The sequence below is a fragment of the Cytobacillus sp. SAFR-174 genome (assembly GCF_051964675.1).
Lineage (GTDB): Bacteria > Bacillota > Bacilli > Bacillales > Cytobacillaceae > Cytobacillus.
Genome location: NZ_JBQCMZ010000015.1, coordinates 72,750 through 88,838, shown reverse-complemented (window position 1 = coordinate 88,838; position 16,089 = coordinate 72,750). Strand labels below are relative to the sequence as shown.

General features: G+C 40.6%; 15 protein-coding genes. 8 read left to right on the top strand and 7 right to left on the bottom strand.

The window, feature by feature from the left end:
- The first annotated feature begins 32 nt into the window (after positions 1–32).
- Both proC and ACTHRG_RS15830 read left to right on the top strand, forming a co-directional pair.
- Positions 33–848 carry a pyrroline-5-carboxylate reductase gene (gene proC, locus ACTHRG_RS15835; RefSeq protein WP_440231580.1) on the top strand — a complete coding sequence of 272 codons (816 nt, stop codon included), beginning with the start codon at positions 33–35 and terminating at the stop codon, positions 846–848.
- Positions 849–1,056: 208 nt separating this feature from the next.
- Complete coding sequence (locus ACTHRG_RS15830; RefSeq protein WP_076262690.1) at positions 1,057–2,445, top strand: L-cystine transporter; 1,389 nt, start codon at positions 1,057–1,059, stop codon at positions 2,443–2,445.
- 37 nt (positions 2,446–2,482) lie between these two features.
- Here ACTHRG_RS15830 and ACTHRG_RS15825 read toward each other — a convergent pair whose 3' ends face one another.
- Complete coding sequence (locus tag ACTHRG_RS15825) at positions 2,483–3,055, bottom strand: YitT family protein (protein ID WP_076262693.1); 573 nt, start codon at positions 3,053–3,055, stop codon at positions 2,483–2,485.
- A gap of 136 nt (positions 3,056–3,191) precedes the next feature.
- Positions 3,192–4,493, bottom strand: coding sequence for an NCS2 family permease (locus ACTHRG_RS15820; RefSeq protein ID WP_076262695.1), 1,302 nt, complete (start codon positions 4,491–4,493; stop codon positions 3,192–3,194).
- A gap of 276 nt (positions 4,494–4,769) precedes the next feature.
- Here ACTHRG_RS15820 and ACTHRG_RS15815 point away from each other — a divergent pair, with 276 nt between their 5' ends.
- Together ACTHRG_RS15815 and ACTHRG_RS15810 are read left to right on the top strand one after the other, a co-directional pair.
- A complete protein-coding gene (locus tag ACTHRG_RS15815; protein WP_076262698.1) occupies positions 4,770–6,440 on the top strand; it encodes a M20 family metallopeptidase in 1,671 nt (556 codons plus the stop codon).
- An 82-nt stretch (positions 6,441–6,522) separates the two neighbouring features.
- Positions 6,523–7,182 (top strand): HAD family hydrolase, encoded by a 660-nt coding sequence (locus tag ACTHRG_RS15810; RefSeq protein ID WP_076262700.1) that lies wholly within the window; start codon positions 6,523–6,525, stop codon positions 7,180–7,182.
- 33 nt (positions 7,183–7,215) lie between these two features.
- Here the strand turns inward: ACTHRG_RS15810 and ACTHRG_RS15805 are convergent, their stop codons facing one another.
- The 4 genes from ACTHRG_RS15805 to ACTHRG_RS15790 all read right to left on the bottom strand — a co-directional run bounded on the left by ACTHRG_RS15805 (position 7,216) and on the right by ACTHRG_RS15790 (position 10,079).
- Complete coding sequence (locus ACTHRG_RS15805; protein WP_076262703.1) at positions 7,216–8,214, bottom strand: inorganic phosphate transporter; 999 nt, start codon at positions 8,212–8,214, stop codon at positions 7,216–7,218.
- Between the two features lie 12 nt (positions 8,215–8,226).
- Positions 8,227–8,844 (bottom strand): DUF47 domain-containing protein, encoded by a 618-nt coding sequence (locus ACTHRG_RS15800; protein WP_048011739.1) that lies wholly within the window; start codon positions 8,842–8,844, stop codon positions 8,227–8,229.
- 192 nt (positions 8,845–9,036) lie between these two features.
- Positions 9,037–9,675 carry a FusB/FusC family EF-G-binding protein gene (locus ACTHRG_RS15795; protein WP_076262706.1) on the bottom strand — a complete coding sequence of 213 codons (639 nt, stop codon included), beginning with the start codon at positions 9,673–9,675 and terminating at the stop codon, positions 9,037–9,039.
- 140 nt (positions 9,676–9,815) lie between these two features.
- Positions 9,816–10,079, bottom strand: coding sequence for a CD3324 family protein (locus tag ACTHRG_RS15790; RefSeq protein WP_076262708.1), 264 nt, complete (start codon positions 10,077–10,079; stop codon positions 9,816–9,818).
- A 388-nt stretch (positions 10,080–10,467) separates the two neighbouring features.
- Between ACTHRG_RS15790 and helD the strand changes: the two genes are divergently transcribed.
- The 3 genes from helD to ACTHRG_RS15775 all read left to right on the top strand — a co-directional run bounded on the left by helD (position 10,468) and on the right by ACTHRG_RS15775 (position 14,301).
- Positions 10,468–12,735 (top strand): RNA polymerase recycling motor HelD, encoded by a 2,268-nt coding sequence (helD, locus tag ACTHRG_RS15785; protein WP_076262710.1) that lies wholly within the window; start codon positions 10,468–10,470, stop codon positions 12,733–12,735.
- Between the two features lie 271 nt (positions 12,736–13,006).
- On the top strand, positions 13,007–13,834 hold the full coding sequence (locus ACTHRG_RS15780) for an aldo/keto reductase (protein WP_076262712.1): 828 nt from the start codon (positions 13,007–13,009) through the stop codon (positions 13,832–13,834).
- A 206-nt stretch (positions 13,835–14,040) separates the two neighbouring features.
- On the top strand, positions 14,041–14,301 hold the full coding sequence (locus ACTHRG_RS15775; RefSeq protein WP_035326710.1) for a GlsB/YeaQ/YmgE family stress response membrane protein: 261 nt from the start codon (positions 14,041–14,043) through the stop codon (positions 14,299–14,301).
- A gap of 103 nt (positions 14,302–14,404) precedes the next feature.
- Here ACTHRG_RS15775 and ACTHRG_RS15770 read toward each other — a convergent pair whose 3' ends face one another.
- Entirely contained in the window at positions 14,405–15,325 is a 921-nt protein-coding gene (locus tag ACTHRG_RS15770) for an RluA family pseudouridine synthase (RefSeq protein WP_076262714.1), read from the bottom strand.
- 342 nt (positions 15,326–15,667) lie between these two features.
- Here ACTHRG_RS15770 and ACTHRG_RS15765 point away from each other — a divergent pair, with 342 nt between their 5' ends.
- On the top strand, positions 15,668–16,066 hold the full coding sequence (locus ACTHRG_RS15765; protein WP_076262717.1) for a YhcU family protein: 399 nt from the start codon (positions 15,668–15,670) through the stop codon (positions 16,064–16,066).
- The last annotated feature ends 23 nt before the right edge of the window (positions 16,067–16,089 follow it).

The following is a 16,089-nucleotide window of genomic DNA, read 5'->3' as shown; positions in this document are numbered from 1 at the left end:
CAAAAGGATTACAAGACAGGATGTGTGCATTAATGAATAAAAATATCGGTTTTATCGGAAGCGGAAAAATGGCTCAGGCGATAATCGGGGGTATATTAAAATCTGATCTGGTGAATGCAAGGCAGATTATTGCTTCAGCGAAAACGGAGAAAACGCTTGTTGACATTAAAAATAGGTGGGATATACAAACACGCTTTTCTAATAGTGAGGCAGCGGAGGAAGCTGATATACTGTTTCTGGCTATTAAGCCTGATGCTCATGCTGCAGTTATTGACGAAATTAAAGATTGCATCCAATCACATGCCATTATCATAACGATTGCGGCCGGCATAAGTCTTTCTTTTCTGGAAAAGTCATTTGGCAGAAAGATTAAAGCAGTCCGTTCCATGCCTAATACTCCTTCTTTGGTGGGTGAAGGCATGAGCGTTCTTTCAGCGAATGAATCACTATCTCCTGAGGAGATGGAAGATGTAATCAAAATATTTTCATGTATTGGCAGAGCAGCGGTTATGGAAGAAAAGATGATGGACGCAATTCCCGCTATCAGCGGTTCTTCGCCCGCTTATGCCTATATGTTCATTGAAGCATTGGCAGATGGCGGTGTAAAAGCCGGACTGCCCCGTAATCAATCTTATGAGCTCGCAGCACAGGCTATTTTGGGGGCAGCCAGGATGGTGCTGGAAACAGGCAGACACCCTGCGGAATTGAAGGATGAGGTTTGTACTCCGGGAGGTGCAACAATAGAAGCCGTTGCAGAACTGGAGAGAAAAGGGTTCCGTTCAGCGGTCATGAGTGCGATGGAACAATGCTTTGAAAAGACAAAGGCACTTTCCCGGAAAAATAATTAGACAAGAATTATTTTTCCAGACCCGGCACTTTTATAATGCCGGGTTCTTCAATGGTTTTAGGCACAAAAATAAAGAAAAACAAGAACATTCGGCAGCGAAATGGAATATATAATAAGAAAATTTAAATTTTAATTCCGACTTGACTCATAGGAATACATGTATTATAGTAAGTCATTATAATAACATCTTTTGGGGAGGATTCAGTCCGATGAGTACAGGACTTTTAATTTTAAATATTATTGTAATGCTTCTGCTTTTAGGCGCATTGTTCTTTATGCAGAAAAAGCATATCTCATTCTCAAAGCGTGTGTTTACAGCGCTTGGTTTAGGGATCCTGTTTGGCTTTGCACTTCAGCTGATATATGGACCTGGTGCTGAGGTTATTGCCAAATCTGCAGACTGGTTTAATTTAGTTGGCGGAGGTTATGTGAAGTTCCTGCAAATGATCGTCATGCCTCTTGTCTTCATTTCAATTTTAGGGGCTTTTACTAAGCTTAAATTAACAAATAATATTGGGAAAATCAGTGTGCTAATCCTTGGACTGCTTGTAGGTACCACTGCAGTTGCTGCTGCTGTCGGAATTGCAACAGCTGTCGGTTTTGACCTGGAGGCTGTCCAAATCAGCGGAGGCGACGCTGAGACTGCCCGCGGGCAGCAGCTTGAAGAAACATATCAGGGCATTGAAGGAAGAACGTTCCCGCAGCAAATGCTTGATTTGCTTCCGGCCAACCCATTCCTTGATTTTACAGGGGCAAGACCAACATCAACGATTTCAGTCGTTATCTTTGCAGCCTTTTTAGGGATTGCTTATCTTGGTGTGAGAAGGAAATCACCAGAGCAGGCTGAACTCTTTGCGAAAATTGTGGATGCATTCTATGCAATCATCATGCGAGTTGTAACATTAATATTACGCTTAACACCATATGGAGTTTTGGCAATTATGACGAAAACAGTCGCGATGAGTGACTTTGACTCCATCTTGAATTTAGGTAAGTTTGTTATTGCTTCTTATGTCGCACTTGCCATTATGTTCCTGATTCACCTGCTGCTTTTAACATTAAGCGGATTAAATCCAATCACTTATTTGAAAAAAGCATTTCCGGTATTGACCTTTGCTTTTACGTCAAGAACAAGTGCCGGTGCGTTGCCTTTGAATATTAAAACGCAAAAGTCACTCGGTGTTCCAGAAGGAATTGCCAACTTTGCAGGATCATTCGGCCTTTCCATTGGCCAAAATGGATGTGCGGGTATCTATCCGGCCATGCTGGCTGTAATGATTGCTCCGACTGTGGGCATTAACCCGCTGTCACCGGGATTTATCTTTACTCTCATTCTTATTGTAGCGATCAGCTCCTTTGGTGTGGCAGGGGTCGGAGGCGGTGCGACATTCGCAGCGATCCTGGTATTATCTGCCCTTGACCTGCCTATTGCACTGGCTGGCTTGCTGATCTCCATTGAACCGCTAATCGATATGGGACGCACAGCCCTTAATGTCAGCGGATCCATGACCTCCGGTATCCTGACGAGCAGAGTCACAGGTGAAATGGATGGAAACCTTTATAACGATATGAATGAAAAAATAGAAGCAGAAGCATAAGAAAAATCGACAGGTGCCTGGCACCTGTCGATTTTTTTCATTTGACCGTCTTTTTTATAACCGTTAAGGAGGTCATGGCGCCCACAAATAATATGGTTATAAACGAGTACAGGAATTTTTCAATACCGACTATTTTTATTCCGCTTAAAATAACCAATCCATCAATTGCAAATATTAAAGCGCCGATGTTAATAGGAAGGAGCTTTGTCATCAGCTGTGCCAGCAGGTCTGTGCCCCCTGTGCTGGTTTCATAACGAAGCATAAGACCGATCCCAAAACCCACCAGGCAGCCTCCTAAAATGGAGCTGGGCAATATGGAAAGCTCAAAATGCCCTCGCAAAGAAGAAAGCAAATCAATAATGAAGGATGAAATCAGAAGGCCATGCAGGCTATAGAAGAAGTATTTTTTCTCATAAAACCAGGCAAGTACATATAATGGAATGCTCAGGACAATCATGCTCAACCCAGTGGGGTATTCGTAGTAATAATGGAGGATCAGCCCTATGCCAATAATGCCCCCGTCAAGTAAATGGTGGGGGACAAGGAAGCCGTTAATGCCAATGCCTAATAATAAACTTCCTATTAAAGTTACAAGCAGCTTTTCAAACATAAGCCTATCACCCTAACTTGTCCATTCTTTACTTCTAGAATATGAATGGATAGGGATGAAATAGAAGCGGTTTCATGCAAAAAAAGCTTGTCCGGATTGGACAAGCTTTTGATCTGGTTCAGTTTGGGGCTTCCGGTTAGTGAGGCAGGAACGCAAGCTGGTAAAAGAATAATACTGCAAATAAATATACAAGGGGATGAACGTCTCTCCATTTCCCTTTTACCACTTTCATAAGCGGATAAGCAATAAAGCCAAGTGCAATACCTGTTGCAATGCTGGATGTCAGCGGCATGCTTAAGATAATCAGGAATGCAGGGAATGCTTCATCAAGTTCATTCCATTTAATATGAGAAATGCTGCCCATCATCAGGCTTCCAACGATAATCAGGGCAGGTGCAGTAATGGCCGCAAGACCTGATACCGCACTGACAAGAGGTCCAAAGAAAGCTGAAAGAAGAAACAAACCTGCAACAGTTAAGGTTGTTAATCCAGTTCTTCCGCCGACTGACACACCTGTTGAAGATTCAATATAGGCCGAAGTCGGACTTGTACCGAACATGGCACCGATAGAAGTAGCGATGGAATCCGACAAAAGGGCCTCACGTGCTCTGGGCATCGTTTTGCCTTTCATTAATCCGGCCTGCTGGGCTACGCCGATCATCGTTCCAGTCGTATCAAAAATCGTTACAAGCAGGAAGGAGAAAACAACGGCGTATAAACTGTGCTGGATAACATCTCCAATTGCTTCAAATGGATTTAAAATGATGATTCCATCCGGAAGCGAAGGCAATGAAACAAATCCTTGTTCAAAAGAAAGCTGTCCAGTAAAGAAGGCAATCAGGGCAGTGATAATCATGCCGAAAAATAAAGCTCCGTTAATCCCGAGCGTCATGAGAATCAATGTTACAGCAAGACCGATAAGCGCAAGAATGGATTGAGGAGAATGCAAGTCTCCGAGTGCCACAAGATTTGTTGGGTGGCTTGTAATCAGCCCGGTTAAGCGCAAGCCGATAAAAGCGATAAATAATCCGATTCCGGCAGTAATTCCGTGCTTTAAATTATCCGGTATTGCAATAATCAGCTTTTCCCGGAAAGGCGTAAGTGACAATATAATGAAGATAATACCAGCAATAAATACTGCTGAGAATGCAGTCATGTAATCAATATTTCCATGGGTGCCGACAACAGAGTAGGCAAAATAGGCGTTCAGGCCCATTCCCGGTGCGATGGCAATCGGATAATTGGCGAACAGTGCCATCCATAGAGTACCTGCGACAGTTGCAATAATGGTTGCAGAAAAGACTTGCTCAAAAGGCACACCTGCATCAGATAAGATAACAGGGTTTACAACCACAATATAAACCATAGTTAAGAAAGTTGTGATGCCTGCCAAGACCTCAGTCTTTACGTTTGTTTGATTTTCTTTTAATTTGAACATAAAAAGTCCCCCATAAACTATAACTTCTTTCAGGTTATATGTGTAATTGATAAATACGAACGTTTAGAAAGCACAAATAATATAATATTCGTTTTTGATGAAAATTTCAAGACCTTAATATTATTATTCTATATATTGGCTGTTTCATCCTAATATATAGAAAAAAGCTTCCCTATTACTGCTGCGGAAATTTACTTTCCGAGATAAAAATGTGTTGATTATCAATAGAGTATACTTATACACTAAGGTCAAACGACAACGAAATGGGGTTGGCCAATGTTTGCAAATCTTAAAACCATGAAGCTTAGTCAGCAGGCCGAATATTTAACGAAGGCCCTTGTACAGATGGAGAGCTATAACCATTCAGATGGAGAAGGGCATAAAGCTGACTTTCTAAAGGAAGTCATCTGTTCGTATCCATCTTTTCAGGATAATGATCATTTAGTATGGACCCAGGAAATCCCCGGAGATGAATTGGGCCGCAAGAATGTGTTTGCCTTCCTCAAGGGGAGGGAGGTGAGCAAAAAGACCATTATATATCTGGCCCATTTGGACACCGTTGGCACAGAGGATTTTGGTCCCATTCAAGGCATGGCCCATGATCCCGATAAGCTGCAGGAGTTTTTTGAACAATACGGCTCTGATCCGGAAGTGCAGGAAGATGCCCGGTCCAATGAGTGGCTTTTTGGTAGAGGGGCATTGGATATGCAGAGCGGAATTGCTGTCCATCTGGCCAATCTCCTGTATTTCTCGGAAAATCCCGGCGAATTGGACGGGAATTTGCTGGTTATGTTCAACGCTGATGAGGAGGGTGAGCATAAAGGAAGCAGAGCAGCCCTTTCGGAATTGCTGAGGCTGAAAGAAAAAATGGACCTGGAATATATGGCTGCCATAAATAATGATTTTATCTCTCCATTGTATGACGGAGATGCCACTAAGTATATCTACACGGGTACAGCAGGCAAGATTTTGCCGTGTTTCTCCATTTTCGGAAGAGAGACCCACGCCGGTGAAAGTCTTGCGGGAATTGATCCTACATTGATTGCTGCAGAGCTGACTGCGCGTATCAGCCAGAATTTTCAGCTGACTGAGAAGCTGGAAGGAGAACTTGTGCTTCCGCCAAGCTGTTTATATATGAGGGATGATAAAAAACGATATGACGTTCAGACGGCAGTTGGCTGCAGGGTTTACTTCAATTACTTTTTCTATGAGAAACCTCTGAAGCAGCTTTCGAAAGAACTTAGAATGATTGCAGAAGATGCGGCCATCGCTGTTGAGCACCGACTGGAAGGTGCCTATAAGGACTTTCGGACCGTCAATAAGCTGCCGGAAAGACAGCTGGACTGGGGAACAGAAGTGACGGCTTTAGATGAATTCCTTGTCTATCTTGAAGAAAAGGGCATCGATACGGCAAGTGTTATGGAAGAAGCAAGGAAAAAGAGCTCGCTTCATGAAACTGATGCCAGAATGATTGCTTTTGATATTGTAGAAGCTCTCCACCAATCAGACCCTGAGAAGAAACCCAGGGTGATTCTTTTCTATGGAACACCCTTTCTTCCTGCCAACACGATTGATGTGACTGCAGAAAGAGGCATCTTTTTAAAAAGTTGTCTGGAGGAAGTTCTTGCTGAAGAGGCTAAGAAAACAGGCGAGACATTCAAGGTGCGTAAATATTTCCCTTACTTATCGGATGGAAGCTTTTTATCTTTTGACGGTTCGGATGAGGACATACAATCTCTTAAAAAGAATTTTCCGGCATTGAACAGCCTATTTCCGATTCCATTAAAGGCGATGAGGGATTTGAATATACCTGTAATTAACCTTGGTGTTTATGGCAAAGCTGGCCACAAGTGGACTGAGCGGGTCTATAAACCGTATACATTTGACATTTTGCCTGAGGTTATCCGAAAGCTTACAAAAAGAATCCTTGAAAAGCCGGGAAATTGAGTTTCTCGCCTTTGGAGTCAGAAGTAACTTTAACTGGAAAATGGCGTCTAATGTATGGAGAGAATTCGGGGGCGGTGACAGAATGATAAAGGCTGTAATTTTTGATTTTGATGGAACTATTGTAGACACAGAATCTTTATGGTATGAGGTCTTTAAACAAATCCTGTTTGAAGATTACGGATTTGAACTTGGACTGGAGGATTTTGCGAAGGGCATAGGCACCACAGATGATATTCTATTTGATTATATTGATGATAAATTAGGTATTAAAGTTAATCGTAAATCTATACAGGAAAAAACAGAAAGAGCATTCCAGAGCCAAAGGGATATTTTAATTCTGAGAGAAGGGATTCAGGAACTGATAGACAAATGCATTGAAAAAGGCCTTAAGCTTGGAGTCGCGTCCAGCTCAGGAAGAGAGTGGGTTAAGCATTATTTAAAACATTTTGGAATCGAGGCTTTATTCCGAACGGTCAAAACAAAAGAGGATGTTGACAAGGTAAAGCCTGATCCTGCTCTTTACATAAAAGCCCTTGAAGACATGGGCGTTGAACCGGAAGAAAGTCTGGCCATCGAAGATTCCGTAAATGGGTCAATTGCTGCTGTTCAGGCAGGAATGCACTGTGTGGCTGTTCCTAATGATGTGACGCGTTTTCTTTCCTTTCATGAGAAGGTTATGCGGTACAAGGCATTTTCTGAAATACCCATTGATGAACTGATAATGGAGCAAAGCGGCAGATAAAAAAAGGAGCAGGCTAAGCCCGCTCCTCTTAAATTAAAAAATTGCATTCAAGATTAAGTATACAATACCCGCTAATGTTGCTGATATCGGCAATGTGATTACCCATGTGATAAGCATTCTCTGTGCAGTTCCCCATTTAACACCTTTAAGTCTGTGGGCAGATCCTACACCCAGGATAGAAGAAGAGATAACATGTGTAGTACTTACTGGTAAATGAATAAAGGTTGCGCCAAAAATGATCATTGCACCAGTTAAGTCTGCTGCAACTCCATTTATTGGACGGATTTTCATGATCTTCCCGCCGACTGTTTTAATAATTTTCCAGCCGCCGATGGATGTCCCGAGCCCCATTGCTAATGCACAGGAAAACTGTACCCAAAATGGTATATCATCTGTAGTGACATAGTTGTTTGCAATAAGCGCCATTGTAATAATCCCCATGGCTTTCTGCGCATCATTTGTTCCATGTGTATAAGATTGAAGAGCAGCTGTGAAAATCTGGAAAACTCTGAAATTCCGGTTTGTCTTTGTAAGGTTGTTATGTTTAAAGACAATCTTAAAAATACTGTATACGATAAAACCGACTGCAAAAGCAATTAATGGCGAAAAGATAAGTGCTTGCAGAATTTTTAAAAAACCTTGATAATTTAAAGCTGAAAATCCTGCTGCCGCAATCGCAGCTCCGGCAATCGAACCAATGATTGCATGGGAAGAGCTGCTTGGAATGCCATAATACCAAGTCAGCAGATTCCAGAATATCGCAGCAACTAAAGCTGCCAGAATGACAAGAGAACCATTCTGCAAAGTGAAGGGGTCCACTATATCCTTTGTTATGGTTTTGGCAACCCCAGTAAATGTCATGGCACCAACAAAGTTCATGACTGCCGCCAAAATGATTGCATGTCTTGGTTTAAGCGCCTTAGTGGAGACAGCGGTTGCTATTGCGTTTGCCGTATCATGAAATCCATTGATGAAATCAAATGCCAGAGCTCCAATGACAATCAGGATTGTTATAATTAAAACTGCATCCATTGTTATCGCCCCTTAAGCATTTTTCATGATGATGGTTTCAAGCGTATTGGCGACATTCTGACAGCTGTCCGCAATATCTTCAAGTGTTTCATAAATTTCTTTATACTGAATGATGCGGATAGGGTCTTTTTCTGTGGCAAACAGATGCTTGATTGACTGGCGGCGGACTCCATCACATTTGGATTCGTAATCTTTGATTTTGATTGCATGATCTCTTATTTGCAGTAATTTCTTAGTTGAAAGAAGTTCAACAGATTTTTCAATTTCAATTGCACAGTTCTTAATCGCATCCACGAACTTCAGCATGAATTCATCAGCCTGTGTCATGGAATACATTTCAAATAAATCAGCACATTCTTCAAATCCATCCAGCACATCATCCATGCTCATGGCGAGGTGAAGAATATCTTCTCTTTCAATCGGCGTAATAAAAGCGTTATTTAACTCCTTAATGACTTCATGGACATAGGAATCGCCTTTTGTTTCATAATCCTTCATAGTTTTTGAAAAGGTTTTTAAATCACTGACATTGTTGATCTTATAGTCGGCAAAATAAATTGCACTATCCTTTAAATTCATGGAAATATTGCTTAACAGCGTGTTAAACTTGTCCTTTTTCTTAAAAACCATTTTTTTACCCCCAATATTTTAGGAAAACTTCAATCAAACGTAATTATTTTATACGAAATCGACAAAATATGATAGTTTTTTTTATTACAGTAATATTCCCTAGTTTAATAAGAATAAACGAAAAGACTATTTTCAGCTGAAAAAAAGACACCGCCAAACTCGGCGGTGCCTTAATTATGGGGGAATGACAATCTACCCTTTCAGCCTTCCAATAAAATCATGCAGGTTATCAAGTGTAATCAAATTTTCATTGCATTTGCGGCTGTCCTGGCAAATATAATTTCCTTTTTTGGTATAGGTGCCTAACTGAGAACCCTTAGTCTCAGTTAAGAACATGCCTGTTTCTTCGAGTTTGTAGCAGATGGCACAGATTCCTTTTTTGCCTAGCGGTTTAAATGTTCCATATATTCCTGTCAGCTTGCCATCCAGCAGGCTGATCATATATTTCCTGTTTGTACCTTTATCGTCCCATCCCAAGTAACTTATTTCCCTGAAATCGATATTTTCAGGTGCTGGCATTTTTAGTTTTTTTGCCTTGGGAAACAGTTTTTTGATCGATTGTTCAGTTATAGACGGAAAGGGTATTACATATTCCTTTATATGCGCTAAGAAGGCATCTGCCTGATCTCTTTCTTTAATATCACTGACTGGGGAAAGAAGCTGGTTTTGTTCCTCACTCAGCTCTGCAAAAAGACCCAATACCTTTTCAGCAGAAAGTGATTTCAGTGCATTCAGCACCCCTGTATCATTGACAGATGCATGGCCATTAATTAGCACTTGCGTCTGATATTTAATAAAATTATATTGATCATTCCTGATAAAAGGTTCCATTATACACACTCCTATACTTTCAGCACCTTTATATATCAACCTCACTTTATAAGAATGGCATAAAAATGTAAATGGATAAAATGATTAGGAAACGAACTTGGCATATGAAAAAGCACTGAACAAAGTTCAGTGCGGAAAATTCATTTTTTATAAACTATTTTTTTGATTGTTTCAGCGGAAAGAAAATATTCCTCCGCCAATTGGGTGATGGTTTTGCCGTTCTGAAAGGCGCCTTTTATAGAATGGTTCCTTTCATCCAGAGCTTTTCTTGCTCCAGAGCGGGAACCCCATTTTCGGTAGTCCTTTTCCGGTTTGGGAATATAAATAGCCTCACCCTGAACGTATTTTTGAATCTCTGCGATTAGATTCTCCGGTAAAACGGCATTAGCTTTTACATAACTCATTTCTGCCAGCTCCTTATTTATTTTGATAATAAAAATGAATAAGGTGCAAAGCCGATATCAGAAATGGTTTTAGCTGAATGGGCGATAATATTTAGTCCATTACCGCCTCATGCAAAGTATCGCCACCAATATCAGGCTTTGCATGAGACGTTGCATTATCAGGCCTTGCAGCTGCAATGGCCATTCCCATCACCTCCTAAAATGTATTTTTTTATATTATAAATTAAAATGAATGCCGATGTATACACTTGCACAATTCGACAAATATCGGGCGGTGCCTGTCACCACTTGATTCTTGCAGACTTTTCTGATAATATATTTTTCTGCCCACGCGTACGCTCATATGTATTTCTCCATTGCGGCTGAAAAAATTTGAAAGGAGAAACATATGTCATCTGAATTTGAACACCCCGATTTTCAAAAGGAAGTTCAGCGGCTTGAATTTACGAAACGTTATATTGATGTTGTGATTAAAACATCGGAATCCAGCAAGGATAAGTTTCAGGAAAATATGAAAGAAGCTTTCGAGGACGTTGACTGGCTTGAATCCAGTTTAAGTTACTCTTCTCTCCTGACGAATGCCCTTTTTTTTGAAATGTCCAAAGATGAATTAATGCTGCTGAAAAAAGCCCGGAAAAAGCCTTACTTTGCCAGAATTGATTTTTTGCGGCAGGATTTAAACGAAGAAGAGATACTGTACATAGGCAAAACTTCATTGTATTCAAGGGAAAATCAGGAGCAGATTATTGTTGACTGGCGTTCTCCGATAGCCAATCTATACTATGAAGGCAGGCTGGGAGAGGTTCAATACCATTCCTATGAAGAAAGCTTTACGGGACACCTGTCGTTGAAAAGGCAATATATGATAGAAGACGGGATTCTGGATGAAATACGGGATATTGACCTCACGACCACAGACGAATTGCTTCAGGAATCATTGTCCAAAAGCTCAAGCAACCGCCTCACTGAAATTATTTCAACCATACAGGAAGAACAGAACAAAATAATACGTGCCGATTTGAATAAGCCCATCATTGTGCAGGGGGCGGCAGGCAGCGGCAAGACAACCATTGCCCTGCATAGAATAAGTTATTTCATTTATCAGTACAAAGAAAATTTTGCCCCTGAACAGCTGATGATACTGGCGCCGAGCAGGCTTTTCATTGATTATATTTCAGAGGCGCTCCCTGAACTTGGGGTGGAGAGAGTCCGTCAGACAACCTACCAGGAATATGTTCTGGCATGTCTTGGCGAGGATCTAAAAATGGCTGCTGACAGCAAGCTTGTGAACCTGCTTGAAAACCAGGGAAGTGAAGAAGTAAACCTTGCAGCCTGGGCATCGTCCATTAAAGGTTCGCCTGTATTTCACACCATTCTTACTAATTACCTCAGAGAAATATATAATAGCTTCTCCCCCAGTGATGATTTTATGGTAGATAAATTCAGGCTTTTCAGCAGCAAAAAATTCTTTCAGCTTTTTTTGGAGGATTACAATTACATGCCTCTATACCGAAGGCTGGAAAAGTTAAAGGCTGTGCTTCAAAACGATCTTGCTAAGAAAAAGAAAAATATCATTAAGAAAATCGAAATATATTATGACGAGAGAATCGAAAGGGCCCTCTATAGAGGCAGGGATCCTGAGAAAAGAAGACAATATGTTTCAGATGCTCTTGATAAAAAAGCATCCAGAATGGAAGAACTAAAAAGAAGCTTCAGGACAGCTGTGCCAAAATACATGAAGCAATTCCCGAAGAAAAGTCTGGTCCGGTATTACAAAGACCTATTTGAAGATCCTGTACGTCTTTCAAGGTTATCAGGCGGAAAATTGCCTGTTGATGATACACATAAACTTTGTGAATATTGCCGGGAGTTGTTCAGGAAAAAAGTGTATGAGAGGGAAGACTTAGCTTTGATGCTTTACCTGCAGGAAAGCCTTTTTGGCATTCCCAAAGAGCTGAAGGCGAAGAATATCGTCATTGATGAAGCCCAGGACTACAGCTTTATGGAGCTTCTCTCATTAAAAAAGTCACTTGATACAGATATGTTTACACTAGTGGGGGACCTTGCTCAGGGAATTCACTCCTACAGGGGGCTCACAAGCTGGCAGGAGGTTCTGGACTATATTTTTCCCCGTGCAACATATACAGAGCTTCAAAAAAGCTATCGTACTACAGTGGAAATTATGGAAAAAGCAAATGAATTACTTAAACTTCTCCCTTATTCATTTCCCGAGGTGGAGCCGGTCGTCCGCCATGGCAGAAATCCTGAGTTTATTAGGAGGAAAGATGGGGGCGAGCTGGTAAAACAGCTTGAAAAACAGGTCATTTCCTTAAAAGAAGAAGATTATAAAACATTTGCGGTGATCGGGAAAACGATGAAGGACTGTCAGCTCATTCACACCCTTTTTGAAAAGCATGCCAGGCTTCCTTTTAAACTGCTGCAGGAACAGGAAAGCATACCGAAGGATGAAATCGTCATCGTGCCATCATACTTGGCCAAGGGACTTGAATTTGATGCCGTTATGATTCTGTCCATGGAAGAGGAGTTTTCCAGAAATTCTGAACTGGACATTAAATTGCTTTATGTCGCCATGACAAGGCCTCTTCACCGATTATATTTTTTTGGATTGAAACAAGGCAATTTCATAGTAGTTTAAAACTTCAGCAGCTGATTTGTCAGCTGCTTATTTTTATGGGGGGAAATAATCCTGTCCTTTGTTTAGGACAATTTTTCACCGGGAAAATCATTTTTATATGAGAAAAAATGGAAAGGGATGCGGAATGAAAAAATCCCGGCATCTGCCGTTTATATAGATGGGCGATTGCTTCTCTAAGGCAATCGCTTTTGTATTGAAGTGTAAACAGTAGGTCTCCTTTTCCTGGAAATGATAAAATGAATTAAAACATGGAAGGAGATGATTCCATCAGATGAAGGATATCAGCGGCACTTTAACCTTAAACAATGGAGTTGAAATGCCTCAATTCGGGCTCGGAGTATATAAAGTCGAAAAGGGATTGCAGATTGAAAAAACAGTAAAAGATGCCATTAACATAGGATACAGGCTGATTGATACTGCGGCTTTTTATGAAAATGAGGAGGGCGTTGGAAAGGCAATAAAAGAAAGCGGAGTGCCCAGAGAAGAGTTGTTCATTACGACAAAAGTATGGAATACGGATCAGGGATATAATCAGACCCTTCATGCCTTTGATAATAGTAGGAAAAAGCTGGGTTTGGATTACATAGATTTATACCTTATTCATTGGCCGGTTAAGGGAAAATACGTGGAAACCTGGAGGGCGCTTGAAAAGCTTTATAAGGATGGAAAGGTAAGAGCCATAGGGGTGAGCAACTTTCAAATTCATCATTTAAAGGACATTCTGGAAAACTCTTCTGAAAAGCCTGCAGTCAATCAGGTTGAGCTGCATCCGCTTCTTTCTCAGGAAGAATTGAGGGCATTTTGCGGTGAATACAATATAAAAGTACAGGCCTGGTCTCCAATTGCCAGGGGGAGAGTGCTCGAGGACAATACCATAAAAGAAATTGCCAAAAGGCACGGTAAATCCGCAGCCCAGATTATTCTTAAATGGCATCTCCAAAACGGCATAATGGTCATTCCTAAATCGGTGAAAAAAGAGAGACTGCGGGAAAACACAGATATTTTTGATTTTGAATTAACTGAAGACGACATCAGACAAATGAATGCATTAAATAATAACCATCGCTTTGGAGCCGATCCGGACAATTTTAACTTTTAAACTCCCCTTGAAAAAAACATCCTAACGGGTGTTTTTTGTTTTATAAAATTTTTCCAGAAGAATAGTTTTTAAATTTTTGGTTTTAGATAATGAATCCTGGGTAATTTAATTATACAAGCAGATAAGATCACCAAAAGCTGCGCAGCTGAATGAAATTCTTTATCTGAGCAAAAGCTAAATTAAATTATAACGAGGAGTGATTTTCAATGTTGAGCTTTTTATGGGCATTAATTATAGGTGGTATCATTGGTTGGTTAGCAGGTATGATTTTAGGAAGAGATATTCCAGGCGGAATTATTGGTAACATCATTGCTGGTTTCATTGGTGCATGGTTAGGTTCATTAATTCTTGGTGATTGGGGTCCAGTCGTAGCTGACTTTGCTATTATTCCTGCTTTAATTGGTGCTATCGTGCTTGTATTCATCGTAGGCTTCATCATGAAGGCTATGCGTAAATCTCATGACTAATTAATTAATCCAAAGAAGTCCCGTTTGGGGCTTCTTTTTTTGCATTAATCACTCTGCTTTTCAGCAGAAAACTAAAGCTGCCTTAAGACAGGGCAGCTCTAAGTTAAAAACGATATGGGTCAATTCCCTTGAAAATCCCGGGATCATCCAGGAAAGGCGCATGACAGACAATAGGCTCCTCTAAGAATGGGTGCGGAATCTCAAGCTTTACTGCGTGCAGTGCCTGCCGTGCAAAAACAGGTTTCCCGCCATATAAAGTATCCCCCGCAAGAGGATGTCCAATATGGCTTAGATGAACACGGATCTGGTGTGTTCTGCCTGTATCCAAACGGCACTTAATAAGTGAAAGATTTTGTTTAGGATAGTACTCAATTAATTCATAGTTCGTTGAAGCAGGCTGACCGCCGGGGGATACTCTTCTCCTGGTTGGATGATGCCGGTCCCGCCCAATTGGTTCCCTTATGGTTCCTTTGTTCTTTAAAATTTTGCCATGAACTAAAGCCAAATAGGTGCGCTTAATTCTTCTTTCACCCAGCTCTTTATCCAGAATTGCACCCGCTAATGCATGCTTCGCAAATAATATGGCACCGGTTGTATCACGATCCAGGCGATGTATATGTTTTATGCCTCTATATTCCCCGTGCATTTGCATATGAAAAGCTGCGGCGTTGGCGAGGGTATTCGTTTGATCCGGTGAGTTAGGATGCGTGTCCATGCCGGCAGGTTTATTCAAAACAAGCATATGGTCATCTTCAAAAAGAACACCAATCTCGTAATATGATGGAATAACGCCTGGATCTTCATCCTCGAAAAATTGAAACTTTAATTTATCTCCTGTATGCACAGGTTTTGTCCAATTAGCAGCATCATCATTGGATAATACCTGTTTTTTCATTCTCATATTGTGTGTTTGTTTCTTTGGTGCTCCCCATAATGTCCGGACAATATATTCGATTGAATATCCTTCCCAGTGGGCAGGTACTTCTATTTCACACCATTCACCAAACCTTTTTAGTTTTACCATAAATTACTCCTTATCCAGATTGAATAATCTTACCTTTATTACATATAAATTAATGACAATAATATTTTAGCCTTTAAAGACAGCTGATAAAAGGAATAGTGGTCCTCGAAAATTATTGTAATATTAAAAATCACCTTTTATTTTACTGGAAATGAGGTTATTATAGACCTTTAGAACTAATTATTTTGCATTATTCCTGTTCCATCTATTTCCGGAGGAGGAATAAATACCAGCAAATCCCTGCTCCATGGGTATAATTACCACCCTAAAGGGCTTTTAGAATATGATATTCTTAAGTATATATTACGAACTGATTACAAGGATTACAAAGGTGGGTTATCAGTGAAGGTTGTATTTGCATCAACTCCTGATCAGGAACAAAAAATTCAAGAATTAATAGGAAGATTCTATTCAAATGTGTTTCCTCTATATTTCACAGACGATGATATAAGAGATTTTGAACAGCAGAAGATTTTACATACTTCTACCAGACACTTTGAATACTTTGGAACATTAAAGGAGGCATATCAGGTTATAGCAGGGCTGCAGACGCTTATGGCTATTCTTGAATCCCGCCCAATCAGCGGCAAATATAAAACGATATTCTTCAAAAATGTTCAAATACTTCAAGAATTCGGCTTATCATTTCCGTTTGATTACAGCCATTTTTGCGGAGAGAGAATGCCCCGGAGTGATGTATTCAGTGTTTATGCTAAAGCCGCAAATGAAATGCTTGTATGAAAAAACGCCTGCTGCTGCAGGCG